Annotated in this window: 1 protein-coding gene; it reads left to right on the top strand. The window is 70.8% G+C overall.

Going from position 1 to position 400, the window contains the following annotated elements; all coding sequences use genetic code 11:
- A partial coding sequence (locus VTU_RS0105715) for a DeoR family transcriptional regulator (protein ID WP_010101857.1) occupies nt 1–400 on the top strand: 400 nt, incomplete at both ends.

Genomic DNA, 400 nt, shown 5'->3' with positions numbered 1-400 from the left:
TCGATACCGGAACCACGACGCTCGCTCTTGCGCAGGAACTGGCGCGCAGCAGCGGCCTGGCGATCATCACGAACTCGGTGTCCATCACCCAGTGTCTGGCGCGCGGGCCGGGCAGCAACCGGGTGTTTCTGATTGGCGGCGAGTACCGCGCCGAGGCCTGCGAGAACCTCGGCCCGCTGGCGGTCGCGCAGGTCGCGCAGTTCAACGCGCACGACGCCGTGCTCACGGTCGGCGCAATCGGCGCCAACGGGCTGCAGGACTACGCGCTCGAAGAGGCGGAGATCGCGCGCGCCATGATCGCCGGCGCCGAGCGCGTCACGGTCATTGCCGACGCGTCCAAGCTCGGGCGCTCGGCGCTGTTTCCGGTCTGCGCGCTGGAGCGCGTCGCGCGCCTGGTCGT

It is taken from the genome of Verminephrobacter aporrectodeae subsp. tuberculatae At4, from assembly GCF_000193225.1.
In the GTDB taxonomy this organism is placed as follows: Bacteria; Pseudomonadota; Gammaproteobacteria; order Burkholderiales; family Burkholderiaceae_C; genus Acidovorax; species Acidovorax aporrectodeae.
Note: the sequence above shows the minus strand (reverse complement) of the source record. Positions and strands in the feature narration are given on the sequence as shown.